This is a genomic window from Mesorhizobium sp. BR-1-1-10, from assembly GCF_020165595.1.
Lineage (GTDB): Bacteria > Pseudomonadota > Alphaproteobacteria > Rhizobiales > Rhizobiaceae > Mesorhizobium > Mesorhizobium australicum.
The window spans coordinates 384757-401438 of sequence record NZ_JAIUIL010000005.1; the positions used below are offsets into that span (position 1 = coordinate 384757).

Sequence of the window (16682 nt, forward strand, 5' to 3'; positions counted from 1 at the left end):
GTGGAACGCTCGCAGCCGAGCCGTCGGTCTGAGCTATATTGGCGGCGCCCGCTCGGCGGCGGCCACGCCGTCAGTGCCGGCTAACGGAACCTTGACGCAGCGCTGGCGTTTCCGTCTGCGGATTGCGTCAGTTGTGATGTGCCCGCCGAGGGGATCGCGATGAAGGCCGAACCCACCGCTTTGGGCGCAGGCGTTGCCGAAGCCGAAGAGTCGCGTTTGGCGGCGCGTGCCGATACGCGTCTCATGCGCTCGTTGCTCATCGGTATCTTCCTGTTCATGACCGTCTATGCGCTCTATTTCGCGCGCGCTTTTTTCATGCCGGTCATTCTGGCCTTCCTGCTGGCGCTGACGCTGACCCCGATCGTGCGGCTGCTGCGCAAGCGCGGCATTCCCGAAGTGGTTTCGGCGACGCTTCTGGTGCTTGTGTCGATCTTCGTCTTCGCAAGCGCCGGCTATGTGCTCAGTGGGCCTGTCATCGATCTCATCAACAACACATCGTCCATCGGCCAGCAGCTGACCGAGCGATTGGCGCAGTTGCGACGGCCGCTCGAGAGGATCATGGACATCGCGCACCAGATCGAAGGGCTGACCGAGACATCGCAGGAACCGGGTGTGCAAAAGGTCGCGGTAGCGCAGTCCGGCTTCTTCTCGTCGGCGGCGAGCAACATCCTGTCGGCTGGAACAAGCCTGACCATCATCTTCGTGCTGTCGCTGTTCCTGCTCGCCTCGGGCACGATGTTCTACGAAAAGATCATCCAGTCCTTCGCCAGCCTCACCGAAAAGAAGCGGGCACTGCGCGTCGTCTACGACGTCGAGCGGGAAATCTCGCACTATCTGCTCACCGTCACCATCATCAACACCGGCCTCGGCACGGTCATCGGCCTCGGCCTGTGGGCGCTCGGCATGCCCAATCCCTTGGTCTGGGGCGCGGCGGCCGCCCTGCTCAATTTCCTGCCCTATGTCGGGGCCATGATCACGCTTGTCCTGGTCACCGTCATCGCGCTCATCACCTTCGACACGATCGCCTATGCGCTGTTGGCGCCTGCCTTCCTGGTTTTGTGCGACATCATCGAAGGCCAGTTCGTGACGCCGATGGTGGTCGGGCGGCGGCTCGAGATCAACGCCGTGGCAATCTTCATCGCCATCGCATTCTGGTCATGGCTGTGGGGCTTCGTCGGCGCGTTGATGGCGGTGCCGCTGCTGGTCGTCGTCAAGGTGTTCTGCGATCATTTCGAGAGCCTTAGCCATGTCGGCAATTTTCTCGCCGCCCAACACACCGCGGTCGTTGAGGACGAAGCCGACGAGCAGGACGCCGCGGCAGCCGGATAACCGGCGCACGGTTTGCGACGGCGGGATCGAATGCCTATATCCGGCCGATCAGTGCCCGGTGCCCTTCCCGATGAATGACGTTCCCTTCGACCTCGACGCCTATTTCGCCCGGATCGGCCATGCCGGTTCCGGACAAGCTTCGCTCGACACGCTGAAGACGCTCCATTTCCTGCATCCGCAGGCGATCCCGTTCGAGAATATGGATCCGTTTCTGGGACGCCCGGTCGGATTGGATGTCGCCTCGCTGCAGGGCAAGATCGTCCTTGGTGGGCGTGGCGGCTATTGCTTCGAGCACAATCTCCTCTTCATGCACACGCTGAAGGCGCTCGGCTTCAAGGTCGGCGGCCTTGCCGCGCGTGTGCTTTGGGGTCAGAGCGAGGACGCCATCACGGCGCGTAGCCACATGCTTTTGCGCGTCGAACTTGACGGCCACACCTATATCGCCGACGTCGGATTCGGCGGCCTGACGCTTACGGCGCCGCTGCTGCTGAAGCCCGGCCGGGAACAAAAAACGCCGCACGAGACATTCCGCATCATCGAGGCCGGCGATCATTTCCGCCTGCAGGCCTTGATCGGCGGCGACTGGCGCTCGCTGTATCGCTTCGACCTGCAGCCGCACTATGAGGTGGACTATTCCGTCGCCAATTACTTCCTGTCGACCAACCCGGCATCGCATTTCCTCACCTCCGTCATAGCGGCCCGCGCCGCGCCCGACCGGCGCTATGCGCTGCGCGGCGATCGCCTATCGATCCATCACGTCGATGGCCGCACCGAGCAGAAGCAGATCGCCACCGCCGCCGAACTTGCCGACACGCTGGAAGGCCAGCTCGGCATCACCATTCCCGACCGCAAGGCCTTCGAGGCCCGGGTGCGCGAGAAGAAGATCGTGGAGACCAGTATATGACCGAACTGTCCGTTCTCGACCTGTCGCCGATCGTCGAAGGCAGCGATGCCTCGCAATCGCTCGCCAATTCGCTCGATCTCGCCCGCCACGCCGAGCGGCTGGGCTACAAGCGCTACTGGCTGGCCGAACATCACAATATGCCGGGCATCGCCAGCGCGGCCACATCGGTCGTCATCGCCCATGTCGCCGGCGGCACCAAAACCATTCGTGTCGGCGCCGGCGGCATCATGCTGCCCAACCATGCGCCGCTGGTGATCGCCGAGCAATTCGGCACGCTCGCCGCCCTGTTTCCTGGCCGCATCGACCTTGGCCTCGGTCGCGCTCCCGGCACCGACATGAACACGGCGCGCGCGCTGCGGCGCAATCTCGAGGCCGGCGCCGACAATTTCCCGCAGGATGTCGTAGAGCTGATGGGCTATTTCCTGCCGGCCGAGGAAGGCCAGCGTCTGCGCGCCGTGCCCGGCGAGGGCCAGACGGTGCCGATCTGGATTCTTGGGTCGAGCCTCTACGGCGCGCAGCTCGCCGCCATGCTCGGCCTGCCCTACGCCTTCGCCTCGCATTTCGCGCCGGCGGAACTCGATCATGCGCTGGACATCTACCGCTCGCGCTTCCAGCCGTCGGAGCAGCTCGAAAAGCCGCATGTCATGCTCGGCCTCAACGTCTTCGCGGCACCCACCGACGCAGAGGCGCGGCTGCTGTTTACCTCGCTGCAGCAGGCCTTCGTCAATCTGCGCACCGGCAGGCCCGGAAAATTGCCGCCCCCGGTCGAGAACTATGACCGGGATCTCGACCCGATGGCCAAGTCCATGCTCAGCCAGGCGCTGTCCTGCGCCGTCGTCGGCTCACCGGAAACAGTCCGGCAAGGCATCGATGCGTTCGTGCGACGCACCGGCGCCGACGAGTTGATGGTCACGGCGCAGATATCGGACCACGCCGCCCGCGTGCGCTCCTTCGAGATTTTGGCCGAGGCGCATAGATCGTTGTCGCAAGCGGCCTGAAACAGGCGGCCTGGAGCTTTTGCCGACGTCGATGCTCTGCTAAGTGCGGGGTATCCTTCGCAACAGCGAGCCCTGCCTTGCCCCATGATCTCGATATACGCGAGCAGTTTGCCATCGACCTGGCGCGGCGCGGCGGCGAACTCGGCCTGAGATATTTCCGCGATCTCGACAGCCTGACCGTCGAGAGCAAGGGCCATCAGGATCTGGTCTCGCAGGCCGACCGCGAGGTCGAGCTGTTCATCCGCGCTGCAATCGCCGCCGACTATCCGCAAGACGGCATCATCGGCGAGGAGCACGCCTCGGTCGCCGGCTCGACCGGCCATGCCTGGGTCATAGACCCCATCGACGGCACCGCCAATTTCGTACGCGGCATTCCGGCCTGGTGCGTGGTGATCGCCTGCGCAAGGGATGGCGAGACGATCGTCGGCGTCATCCACGAGCCGTCGACCGGCGAGACCTTCCATGGCAGGCTGGGCGGCGGTGCCTTCGTCAACGGCAGGCCGATCAAAACGAGTGCGGCCACCAGCTTGCAAGAAGGCTCGGTGGGCACCGGCTTCTCAAACCGGGCCGAAGCCGAGAACATCGCCGTGCTGATCAAGAAGATCCTGGCCGAGGGCGGCGTCTTCTTCCGCAACGCGTCAGGCGCGCTAATGCTTGCCTATGTCGCCTCGGGCCGGCTGCTTGGCTATGTGGAGGAACACATGAACCCTTGGGACTGCCTCGCCGGCATGCTGCTGATCGAGGAGGCCGGCGGCACTGTGCTGAAGGCGGATCCGAAGACAGTGCTGCAGAGAGGGACACAGATTATCACCGGCGGCAAAGGCGTCTTTTCGAAGCTGCAGGAACTGTGTTCCGGTGTCTTCACGCCCTGATCAAATCCCGGGAATTGCCCGAAAACCGCTTCACACTTTCGGCATGCTCAGGCGCTCACGCTCTGCACCACTGTCCCCAGCGGGCGGCATGAATTGCGGATCATCAAACGGCCCTTGAGGACGAGCTTGCGCGGCGGCGCGTCCCTGTTGCCGGCGAGACGGTCGAGCAGCAGATTGGCCGCCTGTTCGCCGATCGCCTGCACCGGCTGCGCCACCGTCGTCAGTTGCGGCTGGAACACGTCGGACCAGGGAAAATCGTCGAAGCATGCTACCGAAATGTCCTCCGGACAGGACAGGCCGATGTCGCGGATCGCCTTCATCGTGCCGATCACCATCGGGTTGTTGGCCGAGAAGATGGCGCTTGGCCGGTCATGCAGCGACAGCAGCTGCATGGTTGCGTTGTAGCCGTCGATCTCATGGAAATTACCGGAACGAACCAGTTCCTCGGCCACCGGCAAGCCGGCGGCCTGGAGCGCCTCGCAATATCCGGTCATCCGGTCATGCATGGGTGAAATATCCGAGGTGCCGGTAATGTAGCCGATCCGCCGATGGCCGAGATTGATCAGATAGCTGATGGCGTCGAACACCGCGCGCTCGTTGTCGAGAACCACGGCGTCGGTGTCCACGCCCTCGCACAGACGGTCCAGCAACACGACCGGCACATTGGCGTCGACGACGATCCGCTCGAGGATCGCGCCGTCACCGACGCGCGCCACGATAAGCCCGTCGACCATGCGGTCGAGCAGCAGCCTGATCTGGTCGTCCTGGGTGTTCAAATCCTCGTCGGTGCAGCACAGCATGACGGCATAGCCGGCGCGGTCGAAGGCCTGCTGGATCACCGAAACGACGGCGGTGAAGAATGGGTTGGTGATGTGCGGGACGGTCAGGCCGATGGTGCGGGTGGTGCCCATCTTCAGGCTGCGGGCGATGGCGTTGCGCTTGTAGCCGATATCGCGGATTGCCTGTTCGATACGCTGGCTGAGTTCCGGGCTGACGGTCGCCGTGCCGTTGATCAGCGCCGACACGGTGGCGACCGAGACACGCGCGGCCTCCGCCACGTGAAGCATGGTGGGCGCGGTGGATTTGCGCTGTTTTTTTCGCCCTGACGCTGTCATTTTCGAAACGTTTCGTCCCCCCTCTGCCGCCAATACCTACGGAATCCTGTCTTTTTAAGCAAGAATCGAAATGCATCAAACTTCTGGCACCTGATATCGGCTTGACACTATCGAAACGTTTAGATTAGCGTTTGCCTGGAGTTGACGACGACGGAAGGGAGGCCGCCATTGTCATGCAAGAGAGCAGTTCCCCTTCTTCGACGCGCAATGCGGCATCGGATCGGCCGGACATCGTTCTGAGCGCCGAGCGCATTTCCAAGAGCTTTGGCGGCATCGCCGCGCTCGTCGATGTCGGCTTCGAACTGCGACGCGGCGAGGTCCATGCCCTGATGGGCGAGAACGGCGCTGGCAAATCGACGCTGATGAAGATCCTCTCCGGCGTCTATACCGGCTATGAAGGCACGGTCAGCGTCGATGGCCGGCCGGTCGGCTTCGCCGGCGTGCGCGACGCCGAGGATTCCGGCATCGCCATCATCCACCAGGAACTCAACCTGGTGCCGGAGCTCAGCGTCGCCGACAACATCTTTCTCGGCCGTGAAAAGCTGATCGCCGGGCTGATCGTCGACCGCAAGGCGAGCAGCCGCGCGGCAAGCGCCCTCCTGCAGCGGCTCGGCATCGAACTCGATCCGGACGCTCGCGTCGGCGCCTTGCGTGTCGGCGAACAGCAACTGGTCGAGATCGCCAAGGCGCTGTCGATGTCGGCGCGCATCCTGATCATGGACGAGCCGACCTCGGCCCTGTCGCCGGCCGAATGCCAGCGGTTGTTCCGCATCATCGGCCAGCTTGCCGATAGCGGCGTCGCCATCGTCTACATTTCGCACCGCATCGACGAGGTGATGCATCTGGCCGGTCGCGTCACCGTCTTCCGCGACGGACGCCATGTGCTGACGCGGCCGATGGCCGAACTCGACGAAAACGCCATCATTTCGGCGATGGTCGGACGGGACCTGCTCGCATCCTCCCAAGGTGAGCGGGATCCCGGCGGCAGGACCGTGCTTTCGGTCAGCGACCTGTCGCTGTCGAAGCCCGACCGCCAGGGCTGGCGGCAGGTGGTCGGCGGCGTCAGCTTCGATCTGACCGCCGGAGAAATCCTCGGCATTGGCGGGCTGCTGGGCTCAGGCCGCACCGAGATCATGGAAGCGATCTTCGGCTCGAGCGACGGCCGTGTCGGCGGCGAGATCCGGCTCGACGGTCAGCCGGTGGATATCCGCTCGCCGCGCGATGCAAGACGCCTTGGCATCGCGCTGGTGACCGAGGACCGCAAGACGCAGGGCCTGCACCTGCAGGCCTCGATATCGGACAATGTGGCGCTGCCGCTGGTCGGCGCGCTGGCGCGCTTCGGCATCCGCTCGCTCGCCGGCGAGCAGGGGCTGGCGCGGCAGGCGGTCAAGGCGCTCGGCATACGCTGCCGCGACATCGACCAGCCCGCCGGCACGCTGTCGGGCGGCAACCAGCAGAAGGTCGTCATCGGCAAGTGGCTGGCGACCAGGCCGAGGGTGCTGTTGCTCGACGAGCCGACACGCGGCATCGATGTCGGCGCCAAGCGCGAAATCTACGACCTCATCTTCCGGCTGGCGCGCGATGGCCTGGCCATCGCCGTCATCAGCTCCGAGCTGCCGGAATTGCTGCATCTTTCCGACCGCATCCTGGTGATGGCCGACGGCCGCCAGACAGGCATCCTTTCGCGCGGCGCGGCGAGCGAGGAGGCCATCATGCGCCTCGCGGCACCGCGCCGGACCCTATCGAGACCCGCCGCATGACCGCACTGAAACTCCTGTCCCGCACCAAGCTCTACTGGGGCCTGATCGCCATCTTCCTGATCGGCGTGCTGGGTTCGCCGGTGAGTTCCAAGGGCAACAACATCTTTCTGTCCTACGGCAATCTGCTCGACGTGCTGCGCCAGGTGTCGACCACTGGGCTGATCGCCACCGGCATGACCGCGGTGATCATCACCGGCGGCATCGACCTTTCCGTCGGTTCGCTGATGGCCATCTGCTCGGTGGTGTGCGCAATGCTGCTGACGGTTCCGGGCGTGACGCCCGGCGTCGTTCTGGGCGTGCCGACCGTCGCGCTGGTCGCGCTGTGCCTCGGCTTCGTCGTCACGCGCTTCATCTTCCTCAATGTGGAGAAGTCCCGCGCCGGCGCGGATGCCGCCATTCGCGATGTCAGGCTGGACACCGTTCGCGGGCTGGTCACGCCGGCAACCGTCGGCGTCGTCCTGTGCTGTCTTTCGCTGTGGTACCTGTTGCCGCAGATCGAGCCCAAATTCGGCGTTCTCGGCGTGCTGCTGGTGGCGCCCTGCGTCGGCCTGCTGTTCGGCGCCATCAACGGTTTCATCATCGTCGGCGGGCGGCTGCAGCCGTTCATCGTCACGCTGGCGATGATGGTGACGGCGCTCGGCATCGCCCGGCTCACCGCCGGCCAGAACAATGCCGTGCTGCCGGTCTATACCGGTTCCAACGCAACCGCCGATTTCGAGCTGCTGCGCTCGCTGGTGTTCGGCGTCATCCCGATGCCCGGCCTGTTCTTCCTCGGCGCCATTATCATCTATGGCGCGGTGCTGCGCTTCACGCCCTTCGGCCGCTATGTCTATGCGATCGGCGGCAACGAGGAGGCGGCCAGGCTCTCCGGCATCGCCGCCGGCCGCGTCAAGATCGCCACCTATGCCATATCAGGCCTGCTCGCCGGAATCGCCGCGGTGCTCTACGTGGCGCAGTACCGGCAAGGCAAGCCGGATGCCGGCGCCGGGCTGGAACTCGACGCCATCGCGGCCGTGGTCATCGGAGGCACCAGCCTGATGGGCGGACGCGGCAGCCTGACAGGCACCTTCTGCGGCGTGCTGATCTTCGGGCTGCTGTCCAACATATTGCAGCTCCACAACATCAATTCGAACCTTCAGCTGGTGCTGAAGGGGATGATCATCATCGGCACCGTGCTCGTGCAGGAGCGCAATGCCGGCGATCTCATGGCCTATCTGCGCCTGCCCGGGGCGGCGCACAAGGAAACGGCCGCCGCAAAACGGCCGTCGCAAGAGACACCGTCTCTCAATCTCGGAGGAAACAAGAAATGAAACGACGTGACATGCTGAAGCTTGCCGCACTCGGCGCGGCACTGCTGACCACCACGGCACTGCTCTCCACCGGCCATGCCTTCGCCCAGGACAAGAAGTGGAAGATCGGCTTTTCGCAGGTGACCACCATCGAGCCCTGGCGCGCCCAGTTCAACAAGGACATCATTGCCGAGGCCGCCAAGCATCCGGAGGTCGAGCTGATCATCACCGACGGCGAGGACAAGACGGAGAAACAGGTCGCCGACGTCGAGAACCTGATCCGCCAGGAAGTCGACGCGCTGCTGGTCTCGCCGAAAGAATCCGCCGGCCTGACCGGCGTCGTGCAGCAGGCGATCGACGCCAAGATCCCGGTCTTCGTGCTCGACCGCAATGTCGACACCAAGGACTACACGCAGTTCGTCGGCGGCGACAACAAGCTGATCGGCCGCGCGGCCGGCGAATACGCCGTCGAACTGCTCGGCGGCAAGGGCAAGGCAGCGGGCAATGTCGTCGAGATCTGGGGCGGCATGGGCACCCAGCCGGCGCATGACCGCCATGACGGCTTCCATGAATTCACCGACAAGGAGCCGGGCATCAAATATTTGCTCGACCAGCAGTCGGGTGACTGGAAGCAGGACCAGGCCTACAATCTGATGGCCAACGCGCTGAAGACCAACGAGAAGATCGATCTCGTCTACGGCCACAACGACCCGATGGCCTACGGCGCCTATCTGGCCGCCAAGGATGTCGGCCGCGAGAAGGACATCAAGTTCATCGGCATCGACGGCCTGCCCAACGAAGGCGTGCAGATGGTGAACAAGGGCGAGCTGACGGCGACCTTCACCTATGTCACCCCAGGCGCGGAAGGCTTGCGCCAGGCGATCAAGTTCCTCAACGGCGAGAAGGTGGAAAAGACCATCACCTTGCCGACGCAGAAGATCACCAAGGAAAACGCCGCCCAGGTGCTGAAGGACAACGGCCTGTGAGTTTTCGCCGGAGATAAGCGCCGGCCCAAGGTCCAGGTTCTTCGTCCGAGGGACAGCTTGGCACCTTCCTCTCCCCCGTCGATCGGGGGAGAGGAAAGGACTTCGCCGCCGCCGCTCTACGCCAGCTTCGCCAGCAGCTTCATGAAGGTGGCGATTTCCTTGTTCGTGAGCGGCGCCAGCGTTTCCTGTGTGATTTCCCGGGCAAGCGGGATCAGCCGCTCGATCGCGTCGCGACCCTCGGCCGTCAGATTGACCAGCAGCCGCCTTTTGTCGACCTCATGCCGGGACAGCTCGACCAGGCCACGCGCCTTCAGCCGGTCGATGACGCCCTTCACCGTCGCGGCGTCCATGGCGATCAACGTGCCAAGCTGGTTCTGCGAGGTCTCGCCGACATCGCGCAGCTTGGCCAGTGCGGCGAATTGCGGCGGCGTCAGATCGGCGATACGGGCGGCGAAGATCGAGACATGGCGCTGGTGCGCCTTGCGCAGGATGAAGCCGACCTGTTCCTGCAGGAGGTAGTCGTGATCGTCGGCCTCTTCGGTCTCGACCAGCTTGAGCAGGTTGTCCTCGCCGCTCACCGCAGCCCGTCCCAGGCTTTTATGTCATCCGCAGCGAGGCCACCCATGCGGTTGTGGATGCGCGGGCCGCAGGTCATGGCGAGGCAGAACAGTATCTCGTCAGGACGCGGGCCGTCGCTGATGCCGACCTCCATGGCGTCGAAATGGCTGCGCACATAGGCGGCGTTGATGTGGCCGAGCGGTACGTCGAGCTTTGATCCGAAGGCGCCGACCTTCTTGGCCGAGGGCACGATCGCCTTGGCATCGCCCAGCCGCTCGCGCATCGCGTAACCGCCGGGTACGTGCCATAGCGCGCCGTGTTCCAGCTCGCCGGCGCTGCCGACAATGGCGCCCTTGCCGTAGCCGTCGATCTGTTTCACGTCGCCGCCGAGCGCCGCGATCAGCCGGTCGGCAAGCAGCAGGCCGAGCGGCTTCAGATCGTCCATGGCGCTCTGCAGCTCCTCGACATAGCGCCCGGCGAAAGGGTTCTTGACCACCGCCATGGCGGCGGCACGCCGGCGCGGCACCGCCGCGACCGGTCCGCCGTCGTGAAAAATCTCTTCGCTCAGCACCGCGATCTTGCGGATCGGAAACTCAGGCATGGGCAACTTCCTCCGGTTCGTGCTTGTTGGGCGGGCCGAGTGCAACGGAGCCACTGATGCGGGCCTCCCCGCCGAGAAACAGCGCCGATGCGGCAATCAGGCCGCGCCGGCGAAAATCTTCGGCGACGGCGAGGCCATTGTCCAGCGCCCGCGCCACCTCGCCAGAGGCAAGCGTGCCGACGCCTTGTGTCACCAGCCGTGCGCCAAGATCGCTGTCGGGCGACAGGTCGCTTGCGGGAGTGCGCCTGATGGCGGGATTGCCGGGCAGGTCGACGGCGTTGGCGATAAGCGTCGCCGCCGCATCTGCCTCGGCGCCGGTGCGCGCGAGCACGGTGACGGCATCGGCAATGCCAAGCGAGAAGGAGCGGCCACGCCAGCCGCTGGTTGCGACACCACGCACCCCATCTTGCGCGCGGATCGTGATCCGGTCGGCCATGCCGTTGCCGGTCCCGGCGACCGCCAAGCCAATCGACGTGGCCTTGTCGAGATGGAGGGCGCTGTCGCCGCCATTGTTGACATAGGCGCGGTCGAGCTTGCGGCCGGCAAGCAGCGCGGCAAGCATTTCGTCGGCTACCGATCCGGCGACGGCGGCCATCGGCGTGATGAAGCATTCCGCCAGGGGCATGACGGCTGCTTCCATGCGGCGCGCCGTCGGGCCGGCGAAGGTTCGCGGCGCCAAGAAAAATGCCGGGAGGCGCAGTTCGGGAAGCTCCTCGACCAACTCGATCAGGATCGTCTGGAAGCGCGCGACGGCTTGGGCATAGGCGGCGCGACACTCGTCAGCCTCGCCAAAGGCCTCGACGATCAGGTCGATCGGCCCATGGTTGAGATGCAGCCGCTTGCCATCCTGCAGCCAATGCGCTTGCGGGCCTTCCATCAGCCGGCCCCATCCGAGCCCGCGCGGCGCAACTGCGCCAGCGGCGGCCATGGATTGCTGGCCGGGGCACCCGTGCCGCGCCGGGGATTGAGGTACTCGCCGCCCTTGGCGACAATATCCGCGACGCTGCGGATTTCGGCCTCGTAGCCGCCAAGCCTGACATAGTCGTCGCGACGCAGCGTGAACTCGATCGGCGCCACGAGCGCCGGCGTCGGCACATAGCCGAAGGCGCCTGGCGGAACCCTGGTGACATCGACCATCAGCGTGATGCCGCCACCCGGCCAGACATAGACCGGCGCGCCGCCGACGGTGACGTAGGTTTTCAGGCCTTGCACGGAACGGGTGAGATTGACCGGGTTTTCGGTGACGCCGGCACGCAGTGACCCGCCGGCGCCGCCGATGAACAGCACGGTGCACAAAGCCGGCTCGCAATTGTCCTCGATCAGGTTGACCGATTTTTGCAGCCGCTCCGGAAACGGTTTTTCGACCGGTTTCAAGTCGTCGTCGAGCTCGTAATAGGCGAACTGCTCGCCGGTGGTCGAAACCATCAGCAGCGACAGGCCCGGCCGCGCGCCCTTCTTGGCGTTCCATTCGCCGAGGATCGACAGCGGATCTGAAATGCTGGTGCCTCCCCAGCCGAGGCCGGGCTCGGAGACCTTGAAATAGCGGCCCGGTGTCGAGCGGCGGCCGACGATCTTGATACCGGTATCCTGCCAGCCCAGCACCTTGCCGGCCTGGTGTTCGGAAACGACGCCGGTAATGTGGTCGTCGACCACCACCACCTCGTCGACCAGCCCGCGCCATTGCGTGGCGAACATGCCGATGGTGGCTGAACCGCAGCCGACGCGCATGCGATGTTCCTGCTTGCCGTCGATGACGGGTGGTTTGCCGGCTTCGACAATGACCGTGGCGCCGCCGTCGATGGTGAGTTCCACCGGTTTGCGGTTGCACAGGTTGAGCAGCGCGTCGCAGGTGGCGCGGCCTTCCGCCTTGGAGCCGCCGGTCAGATGATGCACGCCGCCCAGCGACAGCATCTGCGAGCCGTATTCTCCCGTCGTGACATGGCCGATGGCTTCGCCCTCAGCCCGCACAACAGCCGTTTCGGGTCCGATATGACGGTCGGTATCGATCTTCACCTTGACGCCGCAATAGGAGAAGATGCCTTCGGTCACCACGGTGACGAGATCGACGCCTTCCACTTCCTGGCTGACGATGAAGGGAGCGGGCTTGTAGTCGGGATAGGTTGTGCCGGCGCCGATTGCGGTGACGAAGCGGCGGCCGGTGTTGATGAGTTCGCCATCCCACTGCTCGCCCTCGGCGACAAAGGGCACCATGGCGGCCCCGGTCTCGGCCGCATGGTCGAGGATGGTCAGCGGGTCCATGCGCACGATGCGGCCCGCGATATTGCCATAGCGGTCGCAGGCTCCGGTGCGTCCGTCAGCGATGTAGCACATGACGGGACAGGCGTCGCAGCGGATCTTTTCCGCCACCAGCTTCTCGCCGGGATCATGGGTTTCGAAACGCTCGGCAAGCTCGCTCATGCGCGTGCCTCCTTCTCGCGGATGGCCGCCAGGATGCGGCTTGGCGTTGCCGGCACCTTGGTGACCAGCACGCCGGTGGCGTGACGAATGGCATTGAGGATCGCCGGCGCCGTGGGGATCAGCACGTGCTCGCCAAGGCCCTTGGCGCCGAACGGCCCTTCGGGATCGGGCACCTCGACAAGGATGGTCTCGATCGGCGGCACGTCGCCGATGGTCGGGATGAGATAGTCATGCAAATTCTCGGTGCGGCCGGGGATGTATTCTTCCATCAGCGCCATGCCGATGCCCTGAGCTATACCGCCCTCGATCTGGCCCTCGACCAGCAGCGGGTTGATCGCCTTGCCGACGTCATGCGCGGCGATGATCCTGATCAGCCTGACCGTGCCAAGCCTGAGGTCGACCTCAAGTTCGGCGATCTGCGCGCCATAGCCATAGACCGCATAGGGTTTGCCCTGGCCCTTGGCATCGAGCGGCAGCGTTGGCGGGTCGTAGGTCTCCTCGGCACGGAAGACGGAGCCGTCCGTATCCACGCCGAGCGCGGCAAGATCGATGCTTCGTGTCGCCTCGCCTTCGCGGATGACGATCGCCGGGCCATCCAGTTCAAGCGAAGCCTTGTCCGAGACATTGGCAAAGCGCAGGATCTTCTCGCGCAGGGCGCGTCCTGCCTTCTCGGCCGCCTTGCCGGTGACGAAGGTCTGGCGCGAGGCCGAGGTCTTCCCAGCGTCGGGACTGATCGCCGTATCGGCGCTCTTCAGCCGGAATTTTTCCAGCGGCAGGCCGAGCGCGTCGGCGCAGATCTGCGTGATGACGGTGTTGGACCCTTGGCCGATATCGACCGCGCCCTGGTGCAGGACGACCGCGCCGTCAGCCGCGATGCCGACCCGGATGGTCGACGGATTGGGTAGCGAGGTATTGCCGCAGCCATACCAGCACGAAGCGACGCCGACGCCGCGTTTCCTGTCCAGGTTGGCGCTGTTGAAAGCGTCGGCATCGGCTGTCGCCCGCGCCCAATGCGGCCGCAACGCTTCGAGGCATTCGGCGATGCCGACGCCGGACTCCAGGACCTGCCCGGTAACCGTTTCGGATCCGTTCCGAAGGCAATTCTTCATGCGAAAATCAAGCCGATCGATGCCGAGCTTGCCGGCGAGCTCGTCATAGAGCGTCTCTTGCATGATCGTGGCCTGCGGCACGCCGAAGCCACGGAAGGCACCGGCAATCGGCCCATTTGTGTGGATGGCGCGGCCCTCGGCGCGGTAATTCGGCGTGAAATAAGGACCGGAGGCATGCACCGGCACGCGATTGGCGACCGTCGGCCCCCAGCTCGCATAGGCTCCGGTGTTGAAATCGCCTTCGAAGATCATGCCTGTGACATGGCCCTCGGCATCCGCGCCGACGGTGGCCTTCATCCGCGCCGGATGGCGCTTGGTGGTCGACATCATGGATTCGTTGCGGGTGTAGGCAAGGGCCGCGGGCCGCCCGGTCTTCAGCGCGACAAGGCCGATCAGCGGCTGCAGGGAAACGTCGAGCTTGGAGCCAAAGCCACCGCCGGTCGCGGTCGGCACGATGCGCACCTTGTCGACGGCAAGGCCGAGCACTTTCGCCGTATCGTCACGATCCATGTAAGGCGCCTGCGTGCAGGCGACGACGACGAGCGTGTCGCCGTCGAGATATGCATAGCCGGCTTCCGGCTCGATATAGGCATGCTCGACATAGGAGGTGTCGATCGCATTGCTTGCGGTGAACGCCGCATCGGCAAGTGCCGACTCGGGATCGCCGCGTTCGACGAAGCCCTTGGTCAGCAAATTGGCCGGGCGGTTTTCATGGATCAGCGCCGCACCTTCGGCCTGCGCATCGCCGGGCTGGAGAACATGCGGCAGTTCGGTCCAGCGGACAGGGAAATCCGACAGATCGAGATCGAGGATCGCCTCGCGTTCGCCGGCGACCAGCGCGACAGCCTCGCCGCGAAGCCGGGCAAAGCCCTCGGCCAACGCCGGCTGGTCGGCGAACGGGCCGATAACGCCGAAGCAGTTTTTTCCCGGGATATCGGCTGCCGTGAAAACGCCCGTGATACCGGGATGGCTGCTTGCCCAGCCATCGATGTCGCCGAAGGCGAAGCCGGCATGATGATGCGGCGAGCGGATCACCAGCACCGCAAGCGCATCGGCCGGAAAGGAATCCCCGCCGAATTTCTCGGCACCGGTCACCTTTGGCACACCGTCGAGCCTGACCGGCGACGCGCCGATGGCCTGGCCGGACCGAGGCAGACGGAAGTCCAGGCTCGCGGTCTGGAGGGAAGCCTCCATCACCGCGGTGATGATCTTGCGGTAGCCGGTGCAGCGGCAGAGGATGCCGCCCAACGCATCCTGTACCTCGGTCTCGGTCGGCCTGGGTTTCGTGTCCAGCAGCGCTGAACCCGCGACCAGCAGCGCCGGCGTGCAGATGCCGCATTGCGCGGCGCCATGCGCCAGAAACGAGGCTTGCAGCGCCGACAGGCGCCCATTGGCGAGGCCCTCGACCGTCGTCACCATAGTGCCGGAAGCGGAGGCCGCCGACATCAGGCAGGCGCAGACGGGAGCGCCGTCGACCAGCACCGTGCAGGCGCCGCAGTCGCCGGCGTCGCAGCCGACCTTTGTACCGGTCAGCCGCAATTCGTCACGCAGCACCAAGGACAGCCGGCGCAGCGGTGGCACGTTGACCGAGACGGCGGCGCCATTGACCGCGAAGGCGATATCGGCGCGATCCATGCTCATGCGGCCACCTTGTCGTCCGTGGGCTTGCCCGCGGCCTCAAGCGCGGCGCGCGCAACGATCTCGCGCACCGCGTCGAGCCTGTATTCAGCGCTGCCGCGCACATCGGCGATCGGCTGCAGCTCAGCCATCGGCGCCGAGCGGACCGCGGCAACAAGCCCGGCGTCCAAGGGAAGCCCGCGCAGCGCCGCCTCGACACCGGCAAGCCGCCTCGCCACGGCCGAACACGAGCCGACGGCGACGGCCGCCTGCGCGACAGTGCCATTCTCGGCAACCAGACGCACCGCCACCATGGCAATGGAAATAACGAGATAGCGCCGCGCCCCGAGCTTGACGAAGGCCGATGTGCCGGCGGGTTTCGGCACGTGGATGGCCGTCAGCATCTCGCCAGGCCGCAAGGCCGTACGGCGGTTGCCGAGGATGAACGCCGCCAAGGGCAGACGGCGCGTCGCCGTCGCCGAGCGCAGCTCGACCTCGGCATCAAGGACCAGCAGCCCCGGCACACCGTCGGCGGCCGGCGAGGCGTTGCAGAGATTGCCGGCGACCGAGGCGACGTTCTGGATTTGTGGTGAACCCACTTCCCGCGCGGCCTGTTTCAACGCATCAAAGGCCGGCGGCAAGGGATGGCGGATGATGTCGGTCCATGTCGTGCGCGCGCCGATGATCCAGTGGCTGCCGGTCTCGGCGATGCCGCGCAGCGCTGTCAGGCCGTTGATGTCGAGGACATTGTCACGAAATGGTTTGCTGCCCTGCACCGGATAGAAATCCGTACCGCCCGCAAGGATACGCCAGACGCCCCCGCCAAGCAGCGCGAGCGCTTCGTCGACCGTGGTGGGTTTCGCGTAACGGATCACGCTTTCCTTCCCAATAAGGTGGGCCTTCCCAATAAGGTCGGCTTCCCGATAAGGTGGGGCTTCCCGATAAAATGGGCTTTGCCCGAAACTGGCCCTCCCGAGGCGCTTGCCCAAGGAAAGTCTTTACCGGCTCCGACCGGTAAATTCATTCGTATGCAAATGATATCAAGACGGCGGAAATTGTCAAAGCCAGAGTTTGCGCCGGCATACGTCCGGCTGGCATCGCCACGCATTTGTTATGCCGCTGGAGG

At 65.0% G+C, this 16682-nt stretch carries 14 protein-coding genes; 7 read left to right on the forward strand and 7 right to left on the reverse strand.

Annotated features, from left to right (window positions below):
• Positions 1-159 precede the first annotated feature (159 nt).
• The 4 genes from LB555_RS13335 to LB555_RS13350 all read left to right on the forward strand — a co-directional run bounded on the left by LB555_RS13335 (position 160) and on the right by LB555_RS13350 (position 4103).
• Entirely contained in the window at positions 160-1329 is a 1170-nt protein-coding gene (locus tag LB555_RS13335; RefSeq protein ID WP_224683040.1) for an AI-2E family transporter, read from the forward strand.
• A 70-nt stretch (positions 1330-1399) separates the two neighbouring features.
• Positions 1400-2233 carry an arylamine N-acetyltransferase family protein gene (locus LB555_RS13340; protein ID WP_224683041.1) on the forward strand — a complete coding sequence of 278 codons (834 nt, stop codon included), beginning with the start codon at positions 1400-1402 and terminating at the stop codon, positions 2231-2233.
• The gene (locus tag LB555_RS13345; RefSeq protein WP_140719225.1) at positions 2230-3231 is read left to right on the forward strand and encodes an LLM class flavin-dependent oxidoreductase; all 1002 of its coding nucleotides are present in this window, start codon (positions 2230-2232) and stop codon (positions 3229-3231) included. Before LB555_RS13340 ends, LB555_RS13345 begins: the two co-directional genes overlap by 4 nt.
• A gap of 77 nt (positions 3232-3308) precedes the next feature.
• Positions 3309-4103 carry an inositol monophosphatase family protein gene (locus LB555_RS13350; RefSeq protein ID WP_224683042.1) on the forward strand — a complete coding sequence of 265 codons (795 nt, stop codon included), beginning with the start codon at positions 3309-3311 and terminating at the stop codon, positions 4101-4103.
• Positions 4104-4150: 47 nt separating this feature from the next.
• Here the strand turns inward: LB555_RS13350 and LB555_RS13355 are convergent, their stop codons facing one another.
• Positions 4151-5170: a LacI family DNA-binding transcriptional regulator gene (locus LB555_RS13355; protein WP_224683043.1), complete on the reverse strand. Its 1020-nt coding sequence runs from the start codon at positions 5168-5170 to the stop codon at positions 4151-4153.
• 221 nt (positions 5171-5391) lie between these two features.
• Here LB555_RS13355 and LB555_RS13360 point away from each other — a divergent pair, with 221 nt between their 5' ends.
• The 3 genes from LB555_RS13360 to LB555_RS13370 are packed head-to-tail and all read left to right on the forward strand — an operon-like array spanning position 5392 to position 9253.
• Positions 5392-6978: a sugar ABC transporter ATP-binding protein gene (locus tag LB555_RS13360; protein WP_224683044.1), complete on the forward strand. Its 1587-nt coding sequence runs from the start codon at positions 5392-5394 to the stop codon at positions 6976-6978.
• Entirely contained in the window at positions 6975-8288 is a 1314-nt protein-coding gene (locus LB555_RS13365) for an ABC transporter permease (RefSeq protein ID WP_224683045.1), read from the forward strand. The genes LB555_RS13360 and LB555_RS13365 overlap by 4 nt, the downstream gene beginning before the upstream one ends.
• The gene (locus LB555_RS13370; protein WP_015314453.1) at positions 8285-9253 is read left to right on the forward strand and encodes a substrate-binding domain-containing protein; all 969 of its coding nucleotides are present in this window, start codon (positions 8285-8287) and stop codon (positions 9251-9253) included. Before LB555_RS13365 ends, LB555_RS13370 begins: the two co-directional genes overlap by 4 nt.
• A gap of 116 nt (positions 9254-9369) precedes the next feature.
• Here the strand turns inward: LB555_RS13370 and LB555_RS13375 are convergent, their stop codons facing one another.
• From LB555_RS13375 to LB555_RS13400, 6 genes are read right to left on the reverse strand one after another with little or no spacing between them, the layout of a single operon-like run.
• Positions 9370-9831, reverse strand: coding sequence for a MarR family winged helix-turn-helix transcriptional regulator (locus LB555_RS13375; RefSeq protein ID WP_140660160.1), 462 nt, complete (start codon positions 9829-9831; stop codon positions 9370-9372).
• Positions 9828-10412, reverse strand: coding sequence for an amino acid synthesis family protein (locus LB555_RS13380; RefSeq protein WP_140660161.1), 585 nt, complete (start codon positions 10410-10412; stop codon positions 9828-9830). The genes LB555_RS13375 and LB555_RS13380 overlap by 4 nt, the downstream gene beginning before the upstream one ends.
• Positions 10405-11289 (reverse strand): UPF0280 family protein, encoded by an 885-nt coding sequence (locus tag LB555_RS13385; protein ID WP_224641930.1) that lies wholly within the window; start codon positions 11287-11289, stop codon positions 10405-10407. The genes LB555_RS13380 and LB555_RS13385 overlap by 8 nt, the downstream gene beginning before the upstream one ends.
• On the reverse strand, positions 11289-12830 hold the full coding sequence (locus LB555_RS13390) for a 6-hydroxynicotinate reductase (protein WP_224683046.1): 1542 nt from the start codon (positions 12828-12830) through the stop codon (positions 11289-11291). Before LB555_RS13390 ends, LB555_RS13385 begins: the two co-directional genes overlap by 1 nt.
• Positions 12827-15580: a molybdopterin-dependent oxidoreductase gene (locus LB555_RS13395; protein ID WP_224683047.1), complete on the reverse strand. Its 2754-nt coding sequence runs from the start codon at positions 15578-15580 to the stop codon at positions 12827-12829. The genes LB555_RS13390 and LB555_RS13395 overlap by 4 nt, the downstream gene beginning before the upstream one ends.
• Positions 15577-16431, reverse strand: coding sequence for an FAD binding domain-containing protein (locus LB555_RS13400; RefSeq protein ID WP_224683100.1), 855 nt, complete (start codon positions 16429-16431; stop codon positions 15577-15579). Before LB555_RS13400 ends, LB555_RS13395 begins: the two co-directional genes overlap by 4 nt.
• Between the last annotated feature and the right edge of the window lie 251 nt (positions 16432-16682).